Consider the following 24,608-nt stretch of genomic DNA (forward strand, 5'->3'; position numbering starts at 1 on the left):
GATGTGCACGTGAAAAAGCTCGACGTCATCACCATCGGCCGGTCCTCCGTCGATCTCTACGGCGCGCAGATCGGCGGCCGCCTGGAGGACATGGCGTCCTTCAACAAGTATATCGGCGGCTCGCCCACCAACATGGCGTGCGGAACCGCCCGGCTCGGCCTGAGGTCCGGACTGATCACCCGGGTTGGCGACGAGCATATGGGCCGGTTCATCCGCGAGGAGCTTGAGCGGCATGGGGTCGACACGCAAGGGGTCGTCACCGACACGGAAAGACTGACGGCGCTTGTGCTGCTCGGCATCCGCGACCAGGAACAGTTCCCGCTGATCTTCTATCGCGAGAACTGCGCCGACATGGCACTTTGCGAAGACGATATCGATCCTGATTTCATCGCCTCGGCGAAAGCGGTTGTGGCGACCGGAACGCACTTGAGCCATCCAAGTACCGAAGCCGCCGTCCTGAAGGCTCTCAATCTTGCCCGTGAAACCGGCGCGAAGACGGCGCTCGACATCGACTACCGTCCCAATCTCTGGGGCCTTTCCGGGCATGGCGACGGCGAGAACCGCTTCATCGCCTCCGGCGAGGTGACAGAGAAGCTCCAATCCACCCTGCACCTGTTCGAACTGATCGTCGGCACGGAGGAGGAGTTTCACATCGCCGGCGGCTCGACCGACACGCTCGAGGCCTTGCGGGCCGTCCGGAAGGTCTCTTCCGCGACCCTTGTGTGCAAGCGCGGTCCCATGGGCGCCTCGGCTTTCGAGGGCGAGATACCGGCGCACCTCGACGATGGCATTTCCGGACCGGGTTTCCCGATCGAGGTGTTCAATGTTCTCGGCGCGGGCGACGGCTTCATGTCCGGCCTGCTGAAGGGGTGGATCGAGGGAGAGGATTGGGTCACGAGCCTGACCTATGCCAATGCCTGCGGAGCCTTCGCCGTATCGCGGCACGGCTGTACGCCCGCCTATCCGAGCTGGCAGGAACTGCGGTTCTTTCTCAAGCGCGGCGTTGTCCGCAACGACCTCCGCAACGATCCGGAGCTGGAGCAGGTCCACTGGTCCACCAATCGCCAGCGAATGCACGGGGGCGACTGGTCGACCATGCGGGTCTTCGCCTTCGATCACCGCATCCAGCTTGAGCAGATGGCCGATGCGGCCGGCACGGACCACAAGCGAATCCAAAGCTTCAAGAAACTCTGCCTCGACGCGGCCGTGAAAGTCGCGGACGGACAGCCCGGCTACGGCATCCTCTGCGACAGCCGGCTCGGCCGCGAGGCGCTTTATCAGGCCGCCGGATCCGGTCTGTGGATCGGCCATCCGGTCGAGTGGCCCGCCTCCCGGCCGCTGTCGCTGGAGCCCGAGCTCGGCCCGGATTTCGGCGGCCTGTCCGAATGGCCCGTCGAGCACGTGGTCAAGGTGCTCTGCTTCTATCATCCGGACGATACCGATGCCATGAAGGCGGAACAGGAAGACGTGTTGACACGGCTCTTTGCCGCCTGCCGCCGCCACCGGCTCGAAATGCTGCTGGAAGTCATTCCTTCCAAGGTCGCCGACATCGACGACGACACCACTGCAAAAGTCATCCGGCGCATGTATGAAATCGGTATTTATCCGGACTGGTGGAAGCTGGAACCGATGATATCGAAGGAAGCCTGGGCGAGAGCCTGCGAAGCCATCACCGACAACGATCCCAATACGCGCGGCATCGTCGTGCTCGGCCTTGACGCCCCCGAGGACCGGCTCGCCGCGAGTTTCCGAGAAGCCGCCCAGTTCAGCCTGGTCAAGGGCTTCGCCGTCGGTCGGACGATCTTCGGCGCGGCAGCCCGCGAGTGGCTGTCCGGCAACATGACCGATGCCGAGGCCGTCGCGGACATGTCCCGGCGCTTCGAACGCTTGTGCGGGATCTGGGACGAAGCGCGCGCGACCGCCCGTGTCAACGAACCTCAGGGAGTTCCCGCATGAGCACCGTCCGTCTTACCGCCGCGCAGGCCATGGTCCGCTACCTCGCCGCCCAGATGACCGAGGACGGGGAGCGCTTCATCGACGGGGTCTGGGCAATCTTCGGCCACGGCAACGTTGCCGGTCTTGGCGAAGCGCTGGAAAAAGCCGGCAACGCGCTGCCGACCTGGCGCGGCCAGAACGAACAGACGATGGCGCACACGGCCATTGCCTACACAAAAGCCAAAAAGCGCACCCGCGCCATGGCCGTGACCACCTCCATCGGCCCCGGGGCGACCAACATGGTGACGGCCGCGGCTCTGGCCCACGTCAACCGACTGCCCGTCCTGCTGATCCCGGGAGATGTCTTCGCGAACCGCGCCCCCGATCCGGTTCTGCAACAGGTCGAGGATTTCACCGACGGGACGGTCTCCGCCAATGACTGCTTCCGCCCGGTGTCACGCTATTTCGACCGGATCAGCCGTCCCGAACACCTTCTGACCGCCTTGCCGCGCGCGTTCCGCGTCATGACCGATCCGGCGGACTGCGGTCCCGTGACGCTCGCCTTCTGTCAGGATACGCAGGCCGAGGCCTATGATTATCCGGAGAGCTTTTTCGAGCCGACTGTCTGGCGCATCCGCCGGCCCGAACCGGACCGCCGCGACATCGAAGAGGTGGCCGCACTGATCCGGTCCGCGAAGAAGCCGGTCCTAGTCTGCGGCGGTGGCGTCGTCTATTCGCAGGCCGAGGACACCCTGGCCGACTTCGCCACGCGGCATGGCATTCCCGTAATCGAAACCCAGGCAGGCAAGTCGGCGCTCGCCCAGTCCCATCCGATGAACTTCGGCGCAGCGGGTGTCGACGGCGCCGCGTGCGCCAATGAGCTCGCGGAACACTCCGATCTTGTGATCGGTGTCGGCACGCGTTTCCAGGACTTCACCACCGGCTCCTGGGCGCTTTTCAAGGAAACCGACCGGAAGCTCGTCTCCATCAACGTCCAGGGTTTCGACGCCCTGAAACACGGCTCCGTTGGCGTCGTCGGCGACGCGAAGGTTGCGCTGGAAAAACTTTCCGAGGCTCTCGGCACACACAAGTCGTCTGCTTTCGACCCGCAGTCACGGCTCGACTGGCTGGCAAAGGTGGATGCCCATTGCAGTGCCCGGACCGGCGTGCCGGAGGGCTACCTGCCGCTCGACGCGGAGGTCATCGGCGCCGTGCAGAGGACCGCGACGGACAAGACGATCGCCATGTGCGCCGCAGGCACAATGCCGGGAGCGCTGAAGCTGTTGTGGCGGGCGCCCCAGGCCGGCTATCACATGGAATACGGCTATTCCTGCATGGGCTACGAGATCGCGGGCGCCATGGGCGTCAAGCTCGCGAACCCCGACCGGGACGTCGTCTGCTTCGTCGGCGACGGCTCCTACATGATGGCGAATTCGGAACTCGCCACCGCCGTCATGCGCCGCGTTCCCTTCACGGTGGTTCTCACCGACAATCGCGGGTACGGCTGCATCAACCGGCTTCAGGCGGGTTCGGGCGGTGCGCCCTTCAACAATCTCTATGCCGACTGCAACGTCGAAGCGCAGCCGGACATCGACTTCGTCGCTCATGCCGCCTCCATGGGCGCACAGGCAGTGAAGGCCAAGGATATCGCCGACCTCGAAGCGCGGATCCTCGAAGCGCGCGACAGGCCCATCCCGACGGTGATCGTCATCGACACCGATCCGATGCACGGTCCGGGCGAGGCCGGAGGTGGACATTGGTGGGACGTGGCGGTTCCGGAAGTCGGCACCACGGTAGAGCTGAAACGCGCCCGCGCGTCCTACGAGGAAAACAGGACGCACCAGAACCTTGTGAATTGACAGACCTTGGGGATTTCGGCTTCAGAAACCTTGGCCGGTGTCCTCCTTTTACTCAGGACCCCTTCAATGATCCTTTTCGGCACCAACCCAATCGCCTGGGCCAATGACGACGATCAGACCCTTGGCGCGCACATCCCGACGGACCGGATCCTGAAGGAAGCGTCCGATATCGGCTTCGACGGCATTGAAAACGGCCACCGCTGGCCCGACGATCCGCGGGCCCTGAAAGCCCTTTTGGGCGGATACGGGCTGACGTTCATTTCCGGCTGGTATTCGCTGAACCTTCTGACCCAGTCGGTCGAGGACGAGAAAAAGGCGATCCAGCCGCATCTCGACAAGCTGACGCACAACGGCTGCAAGGTGTGTATCGCCTGCGAAACCTCCAACTCCATTCAGGGGGCGGCCACCGATATCTCCAAAAGTCCGGTTCTGACCGCCGACGAGATGAAGGCGTTCGGGGCGAAGATCGAGGAGTTGGCCGCGTTTTGCGCGAAGCAGGGGATCGACCTCGTCTATCACCATCACATGGGCACGGTTGTCGAGACCCCGGAGGAGATCGACGCGTTCATGGCGGCGACCGGCCCGTTCACCAAGCTGCTGTTCGACGCAGGGCATTGCTATTTCGGCAGCCGGGGCCAGGATCCGGCGCCGATCCTGAAGAAATACGTCGACCGGGTACGGCATTTTCATGCCAAGAACGTCCGCCCGGCGGTGATGCAGGACATCCGCGACAACGGCAAGTCTTTCATGGACGGCGTGCGGGCCGGCGTCTTTACCGTCCCGGGCGACGAGGAGGGCGGCATTGACTTCGAGCCCCTGCTTCGCATCCTGAAGGAGGCCGGATACCAGGGCTGGATTGTCATCGAGGCCGAACAGGACCCTGAGGTCCGCGGTCCCTATCACTACCAGAGCCTGGGTCTGAAGACCCTGAAAGCCCTTGCGGCGGAGGTAAACCTGACATGAGCGATCTCCTGCGCGAGCCCGCGGCAAGCAGCGGCAAAGTCCATGACATCACCATCGAAAGCGCCAGGGGACCGAAATCGTCCGGCTGGTCCTATGTCGGCTTCGGACTTTACCGGCTGAAGGCCGGTGAAACGGTTTCGGAGCCGACCGGCGACCTTGAAGTCATCCTGGTGATGGTCGAGGGCAAGGCGCGGATAGCCGCGGCGGGCGAGGATTTCGGCGAGCAGGGCGAACGCATGAACGTGTTCGAGCAGCTTCCGCCACACTGCGTCTACGTTCCGAACGGAAGCGACTGGTCCGCGACGGCGACGACCGACTGCACCATCGGTGTCTGTACGGCGCCCGGCAAGGGCGGTCACAAGGCCAGGGTTCTGCCGACCCCGGACAAAGTCACGCGCGGCAAGGGCGCGAACACGCGCTATATCTATCCGATCGCCATGGAGGAAAGCGACGTCGCCGACAGCCTGCTGGTGACGGAGGTCTTCACCCCGGCCGGCAACTGGTCCTCCTATCCGCCGCACCGGCACGACGAGGACAATTTTCCGGACATGACCTATCTGGAAGAGACCTACTATCACCGCCTCAATCCGGATCAGGGCTATGGTCATCAGCGGGTCTTCACCGAGGATGGCGCGCTGGACGAAACCATCTCCGTCAGCAGCCACGATGTGGTTCTCGTACCCAAGGGCCACCACCCCTGCGGCGCGCCCTATGGCTATGAAATGTACTACCTGAACGTCATGGCCGGCCCCTTGCGCAAATGGCGTTTCCAGAACCACCCGGATCACGACTGGATCGCGCAGCGAGATCAATAAGCCCGGCCGACAGAAAGCGTTCCGTCCTCCGTGCAGGCCGCTGCCGGTTTCCCGGTACCGCCGCGTTTGGATCCGCGGACCGATGTCAGGCGGGATGAAGCCTTTTTCGGATCGCGGATGCCTGAAGGGGCCCTGCGGTCTCCCGAAGCGTTCATGTGCCGGATACGGGGCATACGACAAAAATTTATGCGCAAATTACCAAGAGCCCGCTGAAGGCCATGGTATCCTTTTTGCTTGAGATCTGGGTGTGCGGCGAGCACACGCAAGATGCGCGAGCGAAAGACATGGCAGCAATCGAAGAGACAGACGGCACTCGCAACGGTGGCGACCGGTGGCAGAAGGAAGTGTCCGAGGCCTATTTCCCCCTCGACATCGAGTGCCGCGACCGGACCCGTTTCGCGGGCCAGCTGCGCCGCTGGTCGCTGGGGGTCGTCGGCCTGTCTCACGTCGATTGCGACGGACTGATCTACCGCCGCCACAACCGGCATTTCCTCAATGAAAACGACAGTTCCCTGCTGATCGCGATCCCCGAGGACGCCGAAATACAATTCCTTCAGAATCAGCGGCGGACCACCTGCAAGCCCGGCGGCTTCCTGGTGGAGCGCAGCGATGCGCCTTACGAATACTGGCACGGCCGCCGGAACCGGCAATGGGTGCTGAAGGTGCCCTCCGCCAGCGTCCGGGCACGCGTCGGCGCATCGGAGCGCCTGGGTGGCCTGACCTTCGACGCGACCCAGGGTGTCGCCGCCTATTTTCTCAGCAGCCTCCGCAACGTCGTCGAGCATGTGGAGGCCATTGATGACGCCGCGCGCGAGGCCGCCGGGTCGCATCTTCTGGAGCTTCTCTGCCTGACGATCCGCAACGATCAACGGGTTTTGGGCAGCAACACGTCCTCCATCCGCGCCGCGCATCTTGCCCGGGCCGAGCAATTCATCCGCGACAACCTGAAGAATTCGGAGCTCTCGCCGCAAATGATCGCCGATGCCTGCGGCATTTCCCTGCGCTATCTGCAGCAGCTCTTTTCCGAAGCCGACCAATCGATCAATGTCTATATCCGGGAACGGCGGCTGAACCGCTGCGACGAGGAATTGCGCGCGACCGTCTCGGACAGAACGGTGGCGGAAATCGCCTACCGCTGGGGGTTCGCCGACCAGTCGCAGTTCTCCAAATACTACAAGGCCCGCTACGGCCGCACGCCCAACTCCACGCGCAAGGAAGTGGGGCGCTTCCAGAAGCGCGAATAATGCACGACCGCGCCGGATAATCCGGACCGCTTTCCGATCCTTTTCACCTTTTTCGACAGTCCATCCGCCGGCGGGCCGTTTCCGCCGGACGCTCAGGCTGTGCCTGCTCAACCCAACAAGGAACTCAAATGACCAAGACGAGAGTCGCCGTCGATGTGGGCGGAACCTTCACCGACATCTGCATCATGGACGAAACCACCGGTGCGATCAGGATCGAAAAGACCGCCTCGACTCCGGACGACCCGATGCGCGCCGTGATGAACGGCGTCGGGCAGGCGGAGATCGATCTCACCGACGTCTCCATGTTCTCTCATGGCACGACGGTCGCCACCAACGCGCTGATCACCCGCAACCTGCCGCGCACCGCCATGGTCTGTACCGAAGGCTTCCGCGACGTGGTCGAAATCCGCCGCGCCAACAAGGAGGATCTCTGGGATACCTACAAGGACGTCGCCAAGCCCTACATCCCGCGCCGGGACCGCCTGACCGTGCGCGAGCGCGTCGACGCCGAGGGCCAGGTTCTCACTCCCCTGAACGAAGACGATGCGCGACGCGTGGCGAACGTGCTGAAAAAACGGGGCGTCAAGTCGATCGCCGTCTGTTTCATGAACTCCTACGTGAACCCGGAGAACGAAAAACGGATGCGGGACATTCTTCTGGAAGTCATTCCGGATGTTCCGGTCTCGATCTCCGCGGAGATCATGCCGGAGATCTTCGAGCACGAGCGTTTTTCGACCGCCATGGCCAACGCGGTCGTTTCTCCGGTGGTGGTCGATTACGTCTCGCGGCTGAGCGACAAGCTCGCCGATGGCGGTTACGCACGCGAGTTGCTTCTGCTGCACACCGGCGGCGGTGTCATGACACCGCGCGCCGTACGCGACTACGCCGCCCGCCTCGCCGGATCGGGCATTGCCGCCGGCGCCATCGCCAGCCGCTTCATCGGCAATCTGTGCGGCTATCCGAACACCATCGGCTTCGACATGGGCGGCACCTCGACCGACGTGTCCGTGTCCTATCAGGGCGAGCCGAGGATCACCAAGGACTGGTACATCGAATACGGTTACCCGATCCGTTTCCCGTCCATCGAGGTGCTGACCATCGGGGCCGGCGGCGGATCGCTCGCCTGGAAGGACGAGGGCGGATCCTTGCGCAACGGCCCGCAATCGGCGGGCGCCTATCCGGGACCCGCCTGCTACAAGAACGGCAACGAGACGGCGACGAACACCGACGCCAACGTGGTTCTGGGACGCCTCGGAACGTCGCTGGCCGGCGGAAAAGTCACATTGGACCCGGCGCTCGCGGCGGAAGCGGTGCGAACGACCGTCGCCGAACCCTTCGGCATGACCTTGCACGAGGCCGCCGAGGCCATCGTGCGTGTCGCCAATGCCAACATGGCCAACGCGGTACGGCTCCTGTCGATCTCGCGCGGTTACGACCCGCGCGACTTCGCCCTCTGCGCCTTCGGCGGTGCCGGTGCGCTGCACGGCGCCGCCGTCGCCCGGGAACTTTCCATTCCAACCGTCATCGTGCCGCCGAACCCCGGTGTGACTTCGGCGCTCGGCTGCCTGCTCGTCGACATCCAGCACGATTTCTCCGACAGCTTCATGAAGCGCGCGGACCAGACCGAGATGGCGGAACTCGAGGCCGCCTATCGCAAGATCGAGGCGGAAGCCCGTACGCAGCTCGAACACGAGGGTGTCGAGGAGAAGGACATGATCCTGACCCGCACGGCCGAGATGATGTATCACGGTCAATGGCGCTCGCTGGAGGTTCCGGTGTCGGCGGACATCCAAGATGTCCAGGATCTCGCCGACGCCTTTCACGCCGAACACGAGCGCGAGTACAACTACGCCCGCAAGGAAGCCGCCGTTTCCATCTTTCGCGTGGCGGTCAAGGCGATCGGCCTCGTGCCGAAGGCCGAACTGCAAAAGCACGCGGTCACGCCCTACACGCCGGAACCCGTTGCACACCGTCCGGTCTGGTTCGAAGGCAGCGAGTTTCAGGCCTCCGTCTTTGAACGGGAAACGCTGAAGGCCGGCGCGAAGATCGCCGGTCCGGCCATCATCGAGCAATTCGATTCCACGACCGTCGTCCCGCCCGCCATGACCGCAGAGGTGGACGCCTACATGAACATCCTCATCGATACGAAGGGCTGACCCATGACCTCCAACGAAACCACCCCGCTTGACCCGGTCACATTCGAGGTCCTGAAAAATTCCTTCATTACCGCCGTCGACCAGATGGCGGAACAGATGCTGCGCACCTGTTATTCCTTCGTGATCTACAACCGCGATTTCTCAAACGGCCTGCACGATGCCGACGGCAACTCGGTCGCCCAGGGCAACCAGGACATCGCGGTCCACGTCGGTACGCTGCACTTCACCTGCAAGGACGTGATCCGGACCTTCGACGGAGAGATGAAACCAGGCGACGTCTATGCGATCAACGATCCTTACGCAGGCGGCACCCATTTCAGCGATGTGCGCCTGATCCGGCCGATCTTCGACGACGACACGCTGATCGCCTTCTCCCAGTCAAACGGCCACTGGTCGGACCTCGGCGGCTCCGTGCCCGGCTCCTTCGACGTGTCGGCCCGGGACATGTTCCGCGAGGCGGTGCGGATCACGCCCGTCCGCCTGTTCCGCGCCGGCGAGTTCTGCCATGACGTCGCCGGAATGATCGCCGCCAACACCCGCGATCCGAGCTCGATCATCGGCGACATCCACTCCCAGGCCCAGGCTACCCTGGTCGCGGAGCGCGAAATCCTCCGCCTCGTGAAGAAATACGGCCGCGGCCAGGTTCTGCAGGGCATGAACGAGGTGCAGGACTACGTCGAGCGGGCCGCGCGCCAGCGCATCGCCGCCCTGCCCGACGGCACCTGGGAAACGGTCGACTACATCGACCGGGACCCGGGCAGCGGTGAAGGCATGATCCCGATCCGGGTGAAGATGACCATCGACGGCGACAGCATCCACTACGACTTCACCGGAAGTCACCCGACCATTTCATCGATCTACAATTCGGCGCCGGGCGCGACCTTCTCGGCCGTCGTCGCCGGCATGAAAACCTTCTTCCCGGACCTGCCGCTCAACAGCGGGTTTTACCGGATGATCGGCATCACGGCACCGGAAAACAGCGTCGTCAGTGCCGAGTGGCCGGTGGCCGTGACCGGGTTCCTGATGCCATTCGAAAAGATCATGAATGCCATCTTCGAGATGTGGTCCAAGATCATGCCCGAACGCGCTATCGCCTGCGCCTTCAACCTCGAATATCTGCTGGCCGGCGGACGGGACCTGCGCACGCCCGACAAGCCGATTTTCATGTTCTACGAGTGGCTGCCAGGGGGCTGGGGCGGACGAAACGGCAAGGACGGCTCCGACGTTACCACCGCCTGCTTCGGCACGGGGCTGATGTCGCAACCGAACGAGGGCAACGAACGGGTCAACCCGACCCGAACGACCGAATTCCAGATCCTGCGCGACAGCGCGGGTCCCGGAAAGTGGCGCGGGGGCACGGGCGTGCAGAAGACCTCCGTCCTGCTCGACAGCGAAAACGCGGTCATGTCCTATATCTGCGACCGGGAGCGGGCCGTGGTCTGGGGTGTCGAGGGTGGCCTGCCTTCGATGCCGCACGGGCTGTCGATCCGCCGTGAGGGCGAGGAAACCGCCAAATGGCTGGGATCCGTCTTTTCCGACTACCCGGTCTTTACCGGCGACGAGTTCGCCCGGCCGACGGCGGGCGGCGGCGGCTTCGGCGACCCGCTCGAACGTGACCCGGAGGCCGTGCGCGAGGATGTTATCGACGACTACGTTTCGCTCGAACGCGCGGCGAAGGACTATGGAGTCGTCATCAGGGAAGTCGACGCGGATCTCTGCGACTATGAGATCGACCGGGCCGCGACGGAAGCGCTGCGCGCCGATCTGAGATCCAAGCGCGTCGCCTGGGCCCGCATGGCGCCGGAAGAGGTTTCGGAGCTTTACAGGAAGGGTGAGATCGACGTGCTGGACGTGGTCCGCCGCCATGCCGTGATCCTGGATTGGGAAACGGGAGAGGTCCTGCCGAAGACGACGGAACAGTTCCGGGACTCCTTCGAGAAGCGCACCGTGGCGCATTGGGGTTGAACCGATATTCCTTGGGCCCCGCCGTGTCATCCCGGGCGAACGGAGTGAGACCCGGGGCTCACTCGTTTCCAGAGTGCCGATACAGTCTCAGAGGAAACGAAGAGGAAATGCCAGCGATGGAACAAGCGGGTCGGCGAGTTGGCCCCGGCTCAGCGCTGCGCTTGGCCGGGGTGACACCTGAAATACCGCTCATCCGGGGAAAAACAGCGCCGATATCGGGCAGTCGATAAACCGGCAAGCGGGCGATCGGCCCGCTTGCCTTTTTCATTCAAGCGGCGCTTTGGGCGCGCAGGGCTTCGGTGGCTGGCAGGTCGAGATCCCAGCCGTAACCGTTGTCGACTTCCTTGAGGACCACGCCATAAGCTTCCTTGGCGTGGTCGACGTCGATGAAGCCGTCGAGCACATCGTCCAGCACCTTTTGCGGATCGCGCTCCAACGGATCGCCGTAGCCGCCGCCGGAGGGAGAGAAGTAGCTGACGACATCGCCTTCTTCGGTCCGGAGCCCGGAGAATTTCGAGTATTCCTGACGGATCTCGTCCGGACGTTCGAAGTTGTAGATCTCCATCTTGCCGCATGCCCCTTCCTTTCCGCCGAACACACCCCATGGCACATCCAGATGACGGTCGGATTCGTGGGTCATGTAGCCCGGCGTGAGGTAGCGCTGGGACTTGACGACCCCCGAACCGCCCCGGAACTTGCCCGCCCCCGGAGGCACGTCGTCGCGCACCTCGTAGCGGTCGCAGATCAGGGGCAGATGCATGCCGAGATCTTCAAGCGGGTTGTTGCGCGTGTTGCGCATCAGTTCCTCGATGGTGTCCGGACCGTCGGATTCCGGACGGCCGCCCATGGCCGCCTCGTTGACTTCCAGGAACACCCAGTAGTCGCCATTCGGACGGACGCCCGAAAAGGCGGCGAAGGAAAGCGTCGCCGCGTTACCCGCGGTGCATTTTTCCGGAAGGACCGGAGACAAGGCCTTGATCACCAGATCGGCCATGCGCTGGATCTGGCAGAAGCGCGCTTCGGCGGCCGCCGGCATGACCGGGTTGAAGATGCAGCCTTTCGGCGCGGTGACCTTGATCGGGCGGAAAGAACCTTCGTTCTGCGGCACGAATTCCGTCGAGGTGTAGGTATCCAGCAGCATCGCCCGGAAGACGAAGAAGGCGGCCACCATGGTCGAGCCATCGAAGGGCACGTTGAAGGCGGTCGGCACCTGGGGCGACGACCCCGTCAGATCGATCTCGACGCTATCACCGGTCACACGGACACAGACCTTGATGGGCAGGGTCTTGGTGCGGTCGCGGCCGTCGTCGTCCAGAAAGCCCTCGGCGAAATATTCACCGTCCGGGATCTTGGCAATCTCCCGGCGCATCATCCGCTCCGTGTAGTCCATCAGCTGGCGGGTCGCCTGCAGAACCGTCGCCTTTCCATAGGTCTGGAGCAGTTCCTCAAACCGCCTGACGCCGAGTTCGGCCGAGGCGATCTGGGCTTCCAGGTCGCCCATGACGAGGCCCGGCACGCGGGTGTTGTCGCGGATGTATTTCCAGAGGTTCTCGTTGCGGACACCTTCCTCGTAGAGCTTCACGCCGTCCAGCAGCATGCCTTCCGCCCAGACGTCCGGCACGTCGATGATCAGACCCGGCGTTGCCGCGCCGATATCGACATGGTGCGCGGTGTTCGCCGAAAAACCGACCAGTTCTCCCTCAAAGAAGACCGGCATGACGATGGCGATATCGGGCGAGTGGCTGGCGCCCTTGTAGGGATGGTTATGAATGACGCAGTCGCCCGGCTTCCAGTCACTCAGCGGCACGGTCTGCTCGATGCCGCGCAGGTATCCGGGAAGCGAACCGATGTGCATCGGGGTGCTGTCGGATTCACACAGCGTGTTGTACTCCGTGTCGAACAGGCCTGCGCCAAGATCCTGGCTTTCGCGGATGATCGACGAGTAGCTCATGCGGTAAAGCACATTGCCCATCTGCTCGGCGATGGAGTGCAGTGCGCCGCCGACGACCTGCAGGGTGATCGGGTCAAGTTCGGTTGTCATTGTTCGATCTCCTGTCAATCAGATGCGCGCGATGCGCAGGTCGCCGTGGCCGAGGACGGTCGCGGTGTGTCCCGGAGGCACAAGGGTCGTGGAATTGTGCTGAGTGATCAGCGCCGGTCCGGCGACCGTGTCGTCGGCCAGAAGCTTCATCCGGTCGTAACGCGGTGTTTCGACCTCGACCCCGTCGTCGAAGACGGTCTTGCGCGTATAGAGCTGAGCGTCCTCCGGATTTGCCCGACCGCCTTTCGGCAGGTCGGGCAAGCGCAGTTGCTCAACGGCTGCATTGGCAACCACGCGGATGGTCACGGCCTCCGTCACCTGGTCGCGGAAAGCGTGACCGTATTGCTGTTTGTGGATGTCGAAGAAATTGTCGATCACGACCTTCACGTTGTCGGCGGACAGCGGCTCGTCCGGCATTTCCGCACGCAGCTCGAAGCCCTGTCCGACATAACGGCATTCCATGACCTTCTTGAACCGGCGTGCCTCCTTCGGAATGCCGTCGGATTCAAGCTGGGCGTCGGCCTCCGCCATCAGTTCACCGGCGATCTTGTTGACATTCGCGAAGCTCGCTTCGTCGGCGGTATCGAGGAAGGCCAGAACCGATCGCGTGTATTCGTATTGCAGATCGGTCACCAGCAGGCCCATTGCCGCGGTAATGCCGGGCTGGAGCGGAGCGATCACGTCCTTGGCGCCGATAATCTCGCCGAGCGCCACCGAGTGAAGCGGACCGGCGCCACCGAAACCCATCAGGGTAAAGCTGCGCGGATCGATGCCCTTGGCAACCGAATTGGCGTTGATTGCCAGCGCCATATTGTTGTTGATCACCTTCAGGATGCCGAGCGCGGCCTCGGTGACGGTGAACCCGAGCGGTTTGGCGATCTTTTCCTCAATCGCCTTGACCGCAAGATCCGGATCGATGGAAATGTCGCCGCCAAGGAAATGCGCGGGATCAAGACGGCCGAGCGCCACCTGTGCGTCGGTCACCGTCGGCTCCGTTCCTCCGTTGCCGTAACAGGCCGGGCCTGGTGTTGCGCCGGCCGAACGCGGTCCGACCCGGAATGCACCTCCGGCATCGACATAGGCAATCGAGCCTCCGCCCGCTCCAATGGCGTCGATATCGATCATCGGCACCAGCACGGGCAGGCTCGCGACTTCGGTGTCGCGCGGGTTCTTGATGCGCAGTTCCCCGTTCTGGATCACCGAGATGTCGGCCGAGGTTCCGCCGATGTCGATGGTGATCACATTGCCCGTGTCGCAGTGGCCGCCGGTCCAGCGGCCGCCGATCACGCCGCCGGCAGGGCCGGACAGCAACAGGCCGATCGGCCGTTCGGAGGAATTCTCGATGGTCGAGATGCCGCCGTTGGACTGCATGATACGGACGATCGCGTCGACGCCGTTTTCCTTCAGCCGGTTTTCCAGATTGCTGAGATAGCGCGCCGTCTTCGGACCGATATAGGCGTTCATCGCCGTCGAGCTGAAGCGCTCGTATTCGCGGATCACGTTGACCACTTCCGACGAGGCACAGATATAGGCGCCGGGCATCACTTCCTTGACGATTTCCTTGGCCCGCTGCTCGTGGGAATCATTCAGGAAGGAGAACAGGAACGAGATGATGACCGCGTTGAGGCCCCGCTTCTTGAAGAGTTCGGCGGCCTCCCGGACCTCGTCCTCATCGAGCCCGACCTCCACCGTGCCGTCCGGTGGCATGATGCGTTCGCTGATGGCGATCCGGTTGCGGCGCTTGACCAGCGGCTTGGATTGCCAGGGCACATCGAACTGGAGGCTGAAATTATGAGGCCGCTTGTGACGGCCCATATGGAGGATGTCCCGGAAGCCCTTGGTCGTCAGCATGCCGACCTCGGCGCCGTTGCGCTCGATCACCATGTTGGTCGCAACCGTCGTGCCGTGGAACAGCATGTCGATCTCGCCCGGTTCCACACCAGCCAGCTTGCAGACCTGGAGAACGCCCTTGACGACGCCCTCGGACTGGTCGTGCAGCGTGCTCGGCACCTTGGTGACGAAGACCTTCTGCTCGCCGTCACCGGCCTCCGAGTGTTCCAGAACGATGTCGGTGAATGTCCCTCCGACGTCCACGCCTACTCGTATCATTCTGTTTTCCTTTTCCGTTGTCGTTCCAGTTTTCGCCGTCAGCCGGCGGTTCGGAGCACGCGCTCGACGTCGAGAGCCGCACCCAGCAGCCGTTCGTCGTCGTTGCCGACCGTGCACAAAAGAAAGCTGGTCGGCAGACCGCCGCCATCCGTTCCGTTGGGAAGCGCGACACCCGGCAGATTGAAGAAGTTGCCGATCACTGTGTTGCGCAGGGTTTTCAGATTGATCCTGTGAAACAGGGCATCATCCGCCTCCAAGGGCGCGATCGCCGGTGCGACATGCGGCGCCGTGGGCATGGCCAGCAACGCCCCGTCCAAAAGACCCGAAATTGCCGCCATGCCTTCAAGGCGTGCCCTGTGCAAGACAATCAGGTCAGCGGCCGACATGGCCTTGCCGCCCTGAATGCGCGCCAGAACGCGCCGGTCGATGTTCGCGGCTCCGGGTCCGTCAACGAGGTCTCGATGCTCCACATAGGCTTCCGCCGCCGTGATCGATCCTAATTCAGCCGCAAGCCGCGCCGCCTCGGCGAACTGAGGCAAGGGCCCTCTGGTGACGACCGCCCCCGCCTGTTCCAGCAACGCCAGGCTCTTTTCGAAGTTCTCCGAAACCGCGGGATCGAGATCGTCGAGAACGACTGTTTCAGGAACGAAGATCCGCAGGGTCTCCACCGGACGCCTTGTCACACCGGACGTCACTGCACCGCGCAACACCATGTCCAGGAGAATGCAATCCTCCACCGTGCGGGCCAACGGACCGACCGTGTCGAGCGTTCTGGAAAGCGCGAAGACACCCCTGGCCGGTATCCTCCCTTCCGAGGACTTGTAGCCGACCACGCCATTGAAGGCCGCGGGGATGCGAACCGAGCCGCCCGTGTCCGTGCCGATTGCGCAGGGAGCCAGACCGGCCGCAACGGCGACGCCGGAGCCCGAGGAGGACCCACCCGGTGCACGTGGCGTCACGGTATCGTTCGGGTTCAAAGGTGTGCCGAAATGCGGGTTCAGGCCAAGTCCCGAATAGGCGAATTCAGACAGGTTGACCTTGCCGAGAGCGATCATGCCGGCTCTGGCGGCATTGGCCAGGATCGGCGCATCACTCTCGGCTGCCAGCGCGTTCCGATAGATATTCGAAGCGGCGGTTGTGGTTTCGCCCCTGAAGTCGACGAGATCCTTCCAGGCCATCGGAACGCCGTCGAGAGCGGAGGCCGGGCGGCCGGCCTTCAACCTGCGGGCGGCGGCCTCTGCCTCCCGTCGCGCCCGGTCCGCCGTAACGGTCAAAAAGATCGGGGATGTCTGCCGGCCAATCTTCTCCAGATAGTGTTCGGTCAAACCGACCGGATCGGCACGTCTGTCCGCCAGCACCCGGGCAATCTCAGCCGCCGGCTTTTGCGCCAGATCGTCGATATCCACCATCATCGGTCACGCGGCTTCCAGGACAACGGTCGCCCGTTCGGGCTGCCAACGCAGATCGACCTGTCCACCGGTTTCGATGCCGCGTTCGGCGATCTTTTCGCGGTGGGTCTCGATACGGATACTCAGGTCGTCGTCGAGATGAACGGTGACATAAGCAAAATGGCCGACCGCATCGATGGCGCTCACCTGTCCGGAAACCATGTCGGTCAGGGCAGTATCGGCAGCTGCGCCCGCGGGCAGGATGTCGACATATTCCGAGGGCGCCACAAGCAGGGCTTTCGCGTCGGCGGCCGAGGTCGCGGGATCGAAGGATGGCACGCCGGAAAGAGCCCCGAATCGGGTTTGAACGACCGCGCGGCCATTGCCGGTTTGCGCAAGCTGGCCTTCGATGATCTTGTTGCGACCGATGAACCGGGCAACGAAGGGCGACTTCGGCCGTGTGTAAAGCTCGAACGGCGCCGAGATCTGTTCCACCTTGCCGGAATTCATCACGACAACCCGATCGCCCATGCTGAGCGCTTCGGATTGCGCGTGGGTGACGAAGACGAAGGTGATGTTCAAGTCGCGCTGGAGGATCTTGAGCTCCTCCTGGATCGACTTGCGCAGATTGGCGTCGAGCGCGCCCAACGGTTCGTCGAGCAGCAGGATATCCGGTTCCGTGACCAGGCCGCGCGCCAGCGCCACGCGTTGTTTCTGGCCTCCCGAAAGCGATCCTTCCTTGGCTCCCGCGATATCGCCGAGTTGCAGCTTGTCGATGATGGAATCGACCCGTTTCTTGATGTCCGGCGCGGACGCCTTGCGGACATGCAGACCGAACTCGATGTTCTGGCGCACCGTCATGTGCGGGAAGATCGCGTAATTCTGGAAGATCGTGGAGGTCGGCCGCTTTTCCGTCGGCACATCGGTAAAATTGTGGCCGCGGATCAGAAGGTCTCCGGAACTGATGCTTTCAAGACCGGCGATCATGCGCAACGTCGTGGTCTTGCCGCAGCCGGACGGCCCGACGAAGGAGATGAACTCACCGCGCTCCACCCTCAGGTCGAAATTTTCGACGGCAACAGTGCCGCCGGGATAAACCTTGCGCAGCTTGACAAGCTCGAGGTCGTAATCGGCCATGACGAACCAATCCTAAAGAAAACACCGATAAGCGGAGAGAACCCGGGAGAGACGCATCCCTCCCGGACAAGGCACGTTTCAGATCAGGCGCTCAGGAATTCGTCCCAGCGCATGATCAGGTGGTCGTATTCGTCCGGCCACTGGTGCCAGTAGGCGACGTGGGACGCGCGCTCTTCCAGCGAGCCGCCATCGCGCAGATCGCCTTCCTTGATGCCGCGTTCCTCCGGACCGACCCACGGTTTGCCTTCGTACCAGAAGGCGTATTTGTCGGGGTCCATGACGTCCTTGATCTTGGTCGTCGGCGAATAGTAGCCCTGCTCGGACACGGTGATGGCCGGAGGACCGGAGAGCCAATAGTCGGCGTAAGCCTTGACGGCGTCCGCGTTCGGCGAATTGGCGATCTCGGAAATCCCGATCGCCCAGCCGCGATAGCCTTCCTTCGGCACCGCATAGGAGCACTCGATCCCCTGGGCCTTCACCGCCATCACGGCCGGCTGCCAGGCATCGGCAAGGATCATTTCACCGGATGCCAGCAGGTTGACGAGTTCGCCGAAGTCGCCCCAGAGCGCGCGGAACTGCCCGTCCTTCTTCTTGGAGATCAGGAATTTCGCCGCCTCATCGATTTCCTCGGCATTCGGATTGCCCGGGTTCTCGACCGAAAGCAGACCCAGCGAGTTCATGGCGAGGATCGCCTGGCCGAAGGCGATCAGCGGATCGACGTTCAGGCCGGTCTTGCCCTTGAACTTTTCGTCGAAGAGCGACGTCCAGGTGTTGGCTTCCTCGGCGCTGACAAGATCCGGGCGATAGCCGATGGAGTCGAAATTGAAGACGGTCGGCACCATCCAGAGTTTGGTCTTGGCCTCGTCGGCCCAGATCTGACCGGAAATCTGCGCGGCCGGCGGCAGCTTGGGATCCGTCTCGGTGAAGATCGGGCGGATGCTGTCCCAGTTCTTCAGATCGGCCGTATCGATCGGTTTGATCGTGTCGGTGATCGTCATTGCCGGAAGACGCTCGCCGATGGTTTCCCAACAATCGTAGGCGTCGGAACCGGACAGGAGTTCCGTTTGCGTGTTGGGGAAAATGTCCGCCTTGCCGGAGACCGCTCCAACACCGGACTTTTCCTTGAAGTCATTGAGAATGCGTTCCTGCACGGTCACCGAAAGACCGACCGTGCGGAGTTCCTGGCTGGCGAGGTCCTGCGCGCGCAACATGCCCGGACGCAGGAAGGCCGCGGATCCGGCAGCCATGCCGGTTGTTGCAAGAAAACGGCGGCGATTTATGCTAAGTTGTCCCATCTGTCTTACCCTCTGTTTTGGTATTTCGAGACCACCTCGAGGCCGGCGCCGTCAGTAGCGTCCGACCAGCAATCCTCCATCCACGGTCACAACCTGACCGGTCAGATACCGGGCTGCGTCCGAAGCGAGGAAAAGAATGACGTCGGCGATGTCTTCGGCTTCGCCGACGCGGCCCATGGGGATGAAATCGGCGGCCTTGGCCAGACCTTCCGGGCCGAGAGAATGTTGTTCCGAGAGCGCTTGAGCGGTGCGGATATAGCCGGGCGCGACGCCGTTCACCTTGATGCCCGAGGGCGCCAGTTCAACCGCGAGCCCGCGCACCAGCCCAACGACACCGGATTTCGCGGAGGAATACTGAACGTGCTCGTCCCAGCCATAGGCGACCCCCATGATCGAGGACAGGCAGACGATGGACCCTTTGCCGGCCGCGCGCATTTTCGGCGCGGCAGCCCGGATCACCCGGAACATGCCTTTCAGGTCAACGTCGAAGGTGTGATCCCACTTCTCGTCGCTCAGTTCGTCGAGAGGCACCTTGTGGGCGATGCCGGCGTTGCAGACGATGGTATCGATCGCACCGTAGTCGGCTTCCACCCTGGCGACGAGCGTATTGGCAGCCTCGGTCGATGTGACATCGAGCGGATGGAACTCCGCCGTTCCTCCGGCCGCGGCAATCTCGCCGACAACGGAAGCCCCCTCGTCGGGCAGAACATCCGTCACGATCACCCGGTAGCCGGCCGCACCGAATGCCTTGGCGGTCGCCCGTCCAATTCCAATTCCGGCCCCCGTGATCAGTACCGTCTTCATTGCCGTTCTTCTCCTTTAAAGCATCACGTCGCCGGAATTCGGCCCAAGTGTCTGGCCGACATAGATTTTCGCGTCATCGGACGCGAGAAACGCGACCGTCGCGGCGACATCTTCCGGCTCGCCGAAGCGGCCGAGCGGCAACTCAGCGGCTTTCGCTTCCTGCCAGTCCCGGGACAGGGCCCGCACCAGTTCCGTGTTGATCGGGCCCGGCGCGACAGCGTTCACGCGCACGCCCTGGGCACTGACCTCGCGAGCCAGCGATTTGGTCAGGCCGATGATGCCGGCCTTGGCCGCGCTGTAATGGGTCAGTTCGATGCCGCCGATCTGTCCGAGCTGCGAAGCGACATTGACGATCACGCCCTCTCCGGCCGCGAGCATCGGACCGATGGCACGGCGGCAGCCGATGAAGCAGCCGCGCAGATGAACGGCGATCATCCGGTCCCAGTCGGCCAGGTCGAGCTCCGCCAACCGGGCCTGGTGGACGATGCCGGCGTTATTAACCGCCAGCGTGCAGGGCCCCCAGGTCTCCTCGCAAAGACCGAACGCCCGATCCACGTCCTGCGGATCGCTGACGTCACCGGAAACGGAAACCGAGATTCCTCCGGCCTCCTTGATCAGGTCGGCCGTCGCCTCGGCGCTTTCGGCCAGAAGATCGTTCACAACGACTTTCGCGCCTTCCTCCGCGAGCCGAAGGGCGATGGCCCGGCCGATGCCCGCTCCGGCGCCCGTGACGACCGCGCGGTGTTTCTGAAGACGGCTCATGCCACATCCTCCTGCATGCCGGTCGCCCGGACGCGGGCCCGGCGGACGGACGCGCTCATCAGCACGCCGTAGACGGTGAGCAGCGCAAAGGAGAACAGCGTGGTGAGGACGCCGAAGGCGAAGAGGTTTGGATGGATCTCGACCGCAAAGGTGCCGTAGATCGCAATCGGCATGGTCACCTCGCGTCCACCCGTGAAGAGGGTCCGCGGGAACTCGTCATAGCTGAGCGTGAAGGCAAACAGCATGGCGGAGAGCACGCCCGGGAAGATCATGGGAAACGTGATCTTTCGGAACGTCCGCCCCGGCGGGACGCCCAGCGCCCAGGCGGCCTCCTCGATCGACTTGTCGAAGCGGTTGAAGATCGCGAGCATGACGAGGAAGGCAAAGGGATAGGTGTAGACCACATGCAGCACGAAGGCCGTGCTCCACCAGTTCCGGTCGATGCCGAACTGGCTGGACACCAGCGCCATGCCCAGACCCAGAAGAACACCGGGCACCATCATGCCGAGCACGACGAGATAGAAGACGAACCCCGATCCCTTGAACTGGGTGCGGAATGCCTGGGCGGTCAGGGTACCGAGAACAGTGGAGACGACCATGGTCGCGAAGGCCAGCGTCAGCGAACGGGTGAGAGCCTCGCCGATGGGCAACGGCGCGACGCGGGACGGCGGCGCGAAACCGAGCACGTGCTGGTACCAGAATGTGGACCACTCGATGATCGGGAATTGCGGCCCGCCTTCCGGCCCCTGCTGGAAACTGATAATCGCCATGACGACGAAGGGACCGTAGAGAAAGGCCAGGAAAAGGGCCGTGTAGAACGCGAGCAAGGTCCGGATGGCAGTGTTCTGATTCATGGTTCAGGATCTCCCTCACAGCTCGCGGCGCAGGTTGACCACCCGCAGGAGCACGGTGATCACGCTGGCCATGACGACGGTCAGCACCACGCCGATCACCGCGGCGAAGGCCCATTTCAGCGATCCGACCTGAGTGACGATGATGTTGCCGAGCAGGTTGACCTTCCGGCCGGACAGAGCAGAGGCGGTTGCGAATTCGCCGAGCACCATGACGGAGACGAAGATGGCTCCAACGACGACCCCCGGCAGACTCAGGGGAAAGGTAATCTTCCGGAAGATCGTCATTGGAGAGGCGCCGAGGTCCCTTGCGGCCTCGAACAGGCTGTCGTCGATCCGCGCCAGCATGAAGGCGATCGGCCCGACCATGAACACCACGTAGATCTGCACCATGCCGATGATCACCGAGAGCTCGGTGAACAACAGGACTTCGATCGGCTGATCGATGATGCCGAGACCCTGCAGGAGGATATTGATCGCGCCTTCCTTGCCGAGCATCGGCCTCCAGGCCAGAACGCGGATCAGAAACGATGTCCAGAAAGGAATGACACAGGCCACCAGAAGGATTGTCTGAACGGTCTTGTTCCGGACGAACTGGCCGATGTAGAGCGCCGTCGGATATCCGAAGAGAAACGTCAGGAACAGGACGGTCAGCCAGATGCGCAGGGTTCTCAAGAGCGCTCCGAAATAAGTTTCGGAAGCGAAGAACGTCGTCCAGGATTTCAGTGTCAGATCCGGCTTGATCGCGAAGGTGGTCTGCGTCCAGAAACTCACATAGACCATCATGGCGAGCGGGATGACCAGGAACAGGATCATCCAGATCACGCCCGGCGCAAGCAGCAGCAAATGCCCGTGACGCTGGAAAAAGCCGGGACCGTCCCTGGAGGGAACGGAGGAAGCGATAGGCGTTTCGACGGCGGCCCCGTCCATCATGCGGCTCCTTTGAAGGCGTTGGTTTCAAGGGCGGCGCCGGACGGGTCGAAGACCAGTGCGTCGGCGAGATTCCAGGACAGCGAGCAGGTTTCGCCGCCTTTGTAGGTGACGGGGTCGGAGTGGCTCAGATGCCGCTCGACTTCGAAAACACCGCCATCGGGAAGGCGGAAGATGTAGATGAAACGGCTGCCGAGGAACTCGCTGGTGATATAGGTCGCCTGCAGGCTCGTGCGCCCGGGTTCCGGAACCGTTCCGGCGGCATCGATTTCGACGCTGTCCTGACGGATCGCATAGAACCCGACCTCGCGGCCATGCGCCTCTTCCGGCAGGGACACGAGTTGATCCGCCGTCCGGAAGACGCTGTCCTGACCGGATCCCGTCAGGACGTTATAGGTGTTGACGAAGCGCGCCACCCGGACATCGGACGGCGCGGAAAAGATAGCATCGGGCCGGTCGGCCTGAACGATACCGCCCTTGTCGAGGACGACCATCCGGTCGCCCATAGCGAGGGCCTCTGTCTCGTTGCCGGTCACATGCAGGAAGGTCACACCGAGCGTCGCGCGGATCTTGCGCAGCTCAACCGTCATGCGCTCGCGCAGATTGGCGTCGAGCGCACCGAGCGGTTCGTCCAGGAGGCAGATCTTCGGGCGGGTCACAAGCGTTCTGGCGAGTGACACCCGCTGCTTCTGGCCGCCGGAGATCTGACCGACCATCCGGCCGCCGAACCCGGTCAGTCCGACGAGCTCGAGGGTCTCCGCGACCCGGCGCTTTACTTCGGAGTCATCTGTGACAGGATCGATCAGCCGGTAACGCAATCCGAACGCGACGTTATCCTCGACACTCAGGTGCGGGAACAGGGCGTAATTCTGCTGAACGATACCAAGACCGCGCAAATAGGGAGGACGATAGGTGACATCTTCGCCGTTCAGATGTATCTGCCCGGCATCCGGCTTCTCCAATCCACTGAGAAGGCGTAGCAGAGTCGTTTTTCCGGAGCCGGAAGGTCCCAGCAGCGTGAGGTACTCGTCTTCCTGGACAACCAGGGAAACGTCCCGAACCGCGGGAACGCCCTTGTACGCTTTGGTGAGGCGGATCAGTTCCATCATGGATGTTTGGGTCTCGATATCTTGGTCATACGAGGGAACAGCCATATGAAATGTACTTTGAACCCAAAAGTCAAAGTTAAAACGGATATCGAAGACAAAAAACCGATAAAAGACGCAAATTTGAGCATCAAAGCCTCATTATGCAGCATTTTTTTGCACTTCTGAGTACAAAATACATTTATTCTACGAGAGAGACCGAACGCTTTGGAACAGGGCAGGAAAATGGACAAGACCGGGACTGAAAGCGCTGCAGACCACGGCAACGGCCGCCCTGAGCCGCGATACCTGAAAATCAAAAACACCCTGCAAGAAGCGATCGAGCGGGGTCTTCTGGCTGATGGAACCGTCCTGACTGAAGACCCGGTCGCCCGGCTCTTTGGAACAAGCCGCACGCCCGTCCGCACCGCCCTGAACGAACTTCAGCAGCAGGGATTGCTGTCCCGTTTCGAGGGGCGCGGCTTTCTTGTCGGGTCCAGTTCCGCCGCCGAACCGATCCGGATCGGGCTGACGCATGAATCGCTCGGCCTGTCCGCGGACCAGCCGATCAGGCCGCGCCCGGGGACCGCCGAGAGGATCGCCCGGGACTTTGAAAAGAATATCTCCCTTGCCCTGCCCTTCGGCCTGTTCCTCATCAACGAACAGGCGGTCGCCGATCACTACGACGTCAGCCGGACGGTGGTCCGTGAACTTCTTTCCCGGTTTCAGGACCGGGGTCTGGTCCGGAAGGACTTGCGCTCACACTGGATCGTCGGCCCGCTGACCGCGCGCGACATCGCCAATTACTTCGCCGTGCGCAGCAAACTCGAACCGCTCGCCCTGCTTGACAGCGCACCGGTGACGAAGCCCCGGATCGTCGAGGCGATGTGGAAGCGCACCCATGACGCCCTGCAGTCCGGCATGCGCCTCAGCAGCGCGACGATCGAGGAACTGGAAACGGACATCCACATTCGCCTCCTGGAGAATTCCCCGAACGAGCATCTTCTGCGCATGATCCGGCAAAGCCAGATCGCGCTGGTGGTCAACAGCGTGTTCGGTCACGTGATCGGCTCACGGCCGTTCGTGGTCGGGCTTCAGGAACATTCGATCGTTCTGGAATTCATCAAGCGCGGTTCGTATGAGGCGGCCGCCGATGCCCTGGAGCAACATCTCAAGCTATCCGCGGAACGGACCCGCCAGCGCCTGATGGCCATGTCCGTCTTTCCCGAACCGGACCTGCCGGCCTATCTGAAGCCGCTCAAGCACTGA

At 62.8% G+C, this 24,608-nt stretch carries 18 protein-coding genes; 8 read left to right on the forward strand and 10 right to left on the reverse strand.

All coding sequences use genetic code 11. From position 1 onward, the window contains the following. Positions 1-9 precede the first annotated feature (9 nt). The 7 genes from JF539_RS26050 (at position 10) to JF539_RS26080 (ending at position 10,937) form a co-directional block, all read left to right on the forward strand. Complete coding sequence (locus tag JF539_RS26050; RefSeq protein ID WP_207144122.1) at positions 10-1,956, forward strand: bifunctional 5-dehydro-2-deoxygluconokinase/5-dehydro-2-deoxyphosphogluconate aldolase; 1,947 nt, start codon at positions 10-12, stop codon at positions 1,954-1,956. Next, positions 1,953-3,794, forward strand: coding sequence for a 3D-(3,5/4)-trihydroxycyclohexane-1,2-dione acylhydrolase (decyclizing) (gene iolD, locus JF539_RS26055; protein ID WP_207144124.1), 1,842 nt, complete (start codon positions 1,953-1,955; stop codon positions 3,792-3,794). Before JF539_RS26050 ends, iolD begins: the two co-directional genes overlap by 4 nt. A 66-nt stretch (positions 3,795-3,860) precedes the next feature. After that, entirely contained in the window at positions 3,861-4,757 is an 897-nt protein-coding gene (iolE, locus tag JF539_RS26060) for a myo-inosose-2 dehydratase (protein ID WP_207144126.1), read from the forward strand. Next, complete coding sequence (gene iolB, locus JF539_RS26065; protein ID WP_207144128.1) at positions 4,754-5,572, forward strand: 5-deoxy-glucuronate isomerase; 819 nt, start codon at positions 4,754-4,756, stop codon at positions 5,570-5,572. Before iolE ends, iolB begins: the two co-directional genes overlap by 4 nt. Positions 5,573-5,856: 284 nt before the next feature. Next, positions 5,857-6,816, forward strand: coding sequence for a helix-turn-helix domain-containing protein (locus JF539_RS26070; protein ID WP_207144130.1), 960 nt, complete (start codon positions 5,857-5,859; stop codon positions 6,814-6,816). Between the two features lie 128 nt (positions 6,817-6,944). Beyond that, positions 6,945-8,972 (forward strand): hydantoinase/oxoprolinase family protein, encoded by a 2,028-nt coding sequence (locus JF539_RS26075; protein ID WP_207144132.1) that lies wholly within the window; start codon positions 6,945-6,947, stop codon positions 8,970-8,972. Between the two features lie 3 nt (positions 8,973-8,975). Continuing rightward, positions 8,976-10,937 (forward strand): hydantoinase B/oxoprolinase family protein, encoded by a 1,962-nt coding sequence (locus JF539_RS26080; RefSeq protein ID WP_207144134.1) that lies wholly within the window; start codon positions 8,976-8,978, stop codon positions 10,935-10,937. A gap of 268 nt (positions 10,938-11,205) precedes the next feature. On the opposite strand, the gene JF539_RS26085 is transcribed toward JF539_RS26080, so the two are convergent. From JF539_RS26085 to JF539_RS26130, 10 genes are all read right to left on the reverse strand, one after another. Further along, positions 11,206-12,978, reverse strand: coding sequence for a hydantoinase B/oxoprolinase family protein (locus JF539_RS26085; RefSeq protein WP_207144136.1), 1,773 nt, complete (start codon positions 12,976-12,978; stop codon positions 11,206-11,208). An 18-nt stretch (positions 12,979-12,996) separates the two neighbouring features. Then, positions 12,997-15,087: a hydantoinase/oxoprolinase family protein gene (locus tag JF539_RS26090; RefSeq protein WP_207144138.1), complete on the reverse strand. Its 2,091-nt coding sequence runs from the start codon at positions 15,085-15,087 to the stop codon at positions 12,997-12,999. A 38-nt stretch (positions 15,088-15,125) separates the two neighbouring features. Next, positions 15,126-16,499: an amidase gene (locus JF539_RS26095; protein ID WP_209017608.1), complete on the reverse strand. Its 1,374-nt coding sequence runs from the start codon at positions 16,497-16,499 to the stop codon at positions 15,126-15,128. Positions 16,500-16,502: 3 nt separating this feature from the next. Further along, on the reverse strand, positions 16,503-17,612 hold the full coding sequence (locus JF539_RS26100) for an ABC transporter ATP-binding protein (protein ID WP_207144140.1): 1,110 nt from the start codon (positions 17,610-17,612) through the stop codon (positions 16,503-16,505). Between the two features lie 83 nt (positions 17,613-17,695). After that, the gene (locus JF539_RS26105; RefSeq protein WP_207144143.1) at positions 17,696-18,907 is read right to left on the reverse strand and encodes an extracellular solute-binding protein; all 1,212 of its coding nucleotides are present in this window, start codon (positions 18,905-18,907) and stop codon (positions 17,696-17,698) included. Positions 18,908-18,958: 51 nt separating this feature from the next. Next, the gene (locus JF539_RS26110; RefSeq protein WP_207144145.1) at positions 18,959-19,711 is read right to left on the reverse strand and encodes an SDR family NAD(P)-dependent oxidoreductase; all 753 of its coding nucleotides are present in this window, start codon (positions 19,709-19,711) and stop codon (positions 18,959-18,961) included. A 15-nt stretch (positions 19,712-19,726) separates the two neighbouring features. Continuing rightward, positions 19,727-20,473, reverse strand: a complete 747-nt coding sequence (locus JF539_RS26115) for an SDR family NAD(P)-dependent oxidoreductase (RefSeq protein WP_207144147.1) — start codon at positions 20,471-20,473, stop codon at positions 19,727-19,729. Further along, positions 20,470-21,327, reverse strand: coding sequence for an ABC transporter permease (locus JF539_RS26120; RefSeq protein WP_207144149.1), 858 nt, complete (start codon positions 21,325-21,327; stop codon positions 20,470-20,472). The genes JF539_RS26115 and JF539_RS26120 overlap by 4 nt, the downstream gene beginning before the upstream one ends. Before the next feature lie 15 nt (positions 21,328-21,342). Beyond that, positions 21,343-22,257 (reverse strand): ABC transporter permease, encoded by a 915-nt coding sequence (locus tag JF539_RS26125; protein WP_209017609.1) that lies wholly within the window; start codon positions 22,255-22,257, stop codon positions 21,343-21,345. Further along, positions 22,254-23,363, reverse strand: a complete 1,110-nt coding sequence (locus JF539_RS26130) for an ABC transporter ATP-binding protein (RefSeq protein WP_207144150.1) — start codon at positions 23,361-23,363, stop codon at positions 22,254-22,256. Before JF539_RS26130 ends, JF539_RS26125 begins: the two co-directional genes overlap by 4 nt. A 222-nt stretch (positions 23,364-23,585) precedes the next feature. Between JF539_RS26130 and JF539_RS26135 the strand changes: the two genes are divergently transcribed. Next, on the forward strand, positions 23,586-24,608 hold the full coding sequence (locus JF539_RS26135; protein WP_207144152.1) for a GntR family transcriptional regulator: 1,023 nt from the start codon (positions 23,586-23,588) through the stop codon (positions 24,606-24,608).

Source organism: Roseibium aggregatum (genome assembly GCF_017309185.1).
Lineage (GTDB): Bacteria > Pseudomonadota > Alphaproteobacteria > Rhizobiales > Stappiaceae > Roseibium > Roseibium aggregatum_B.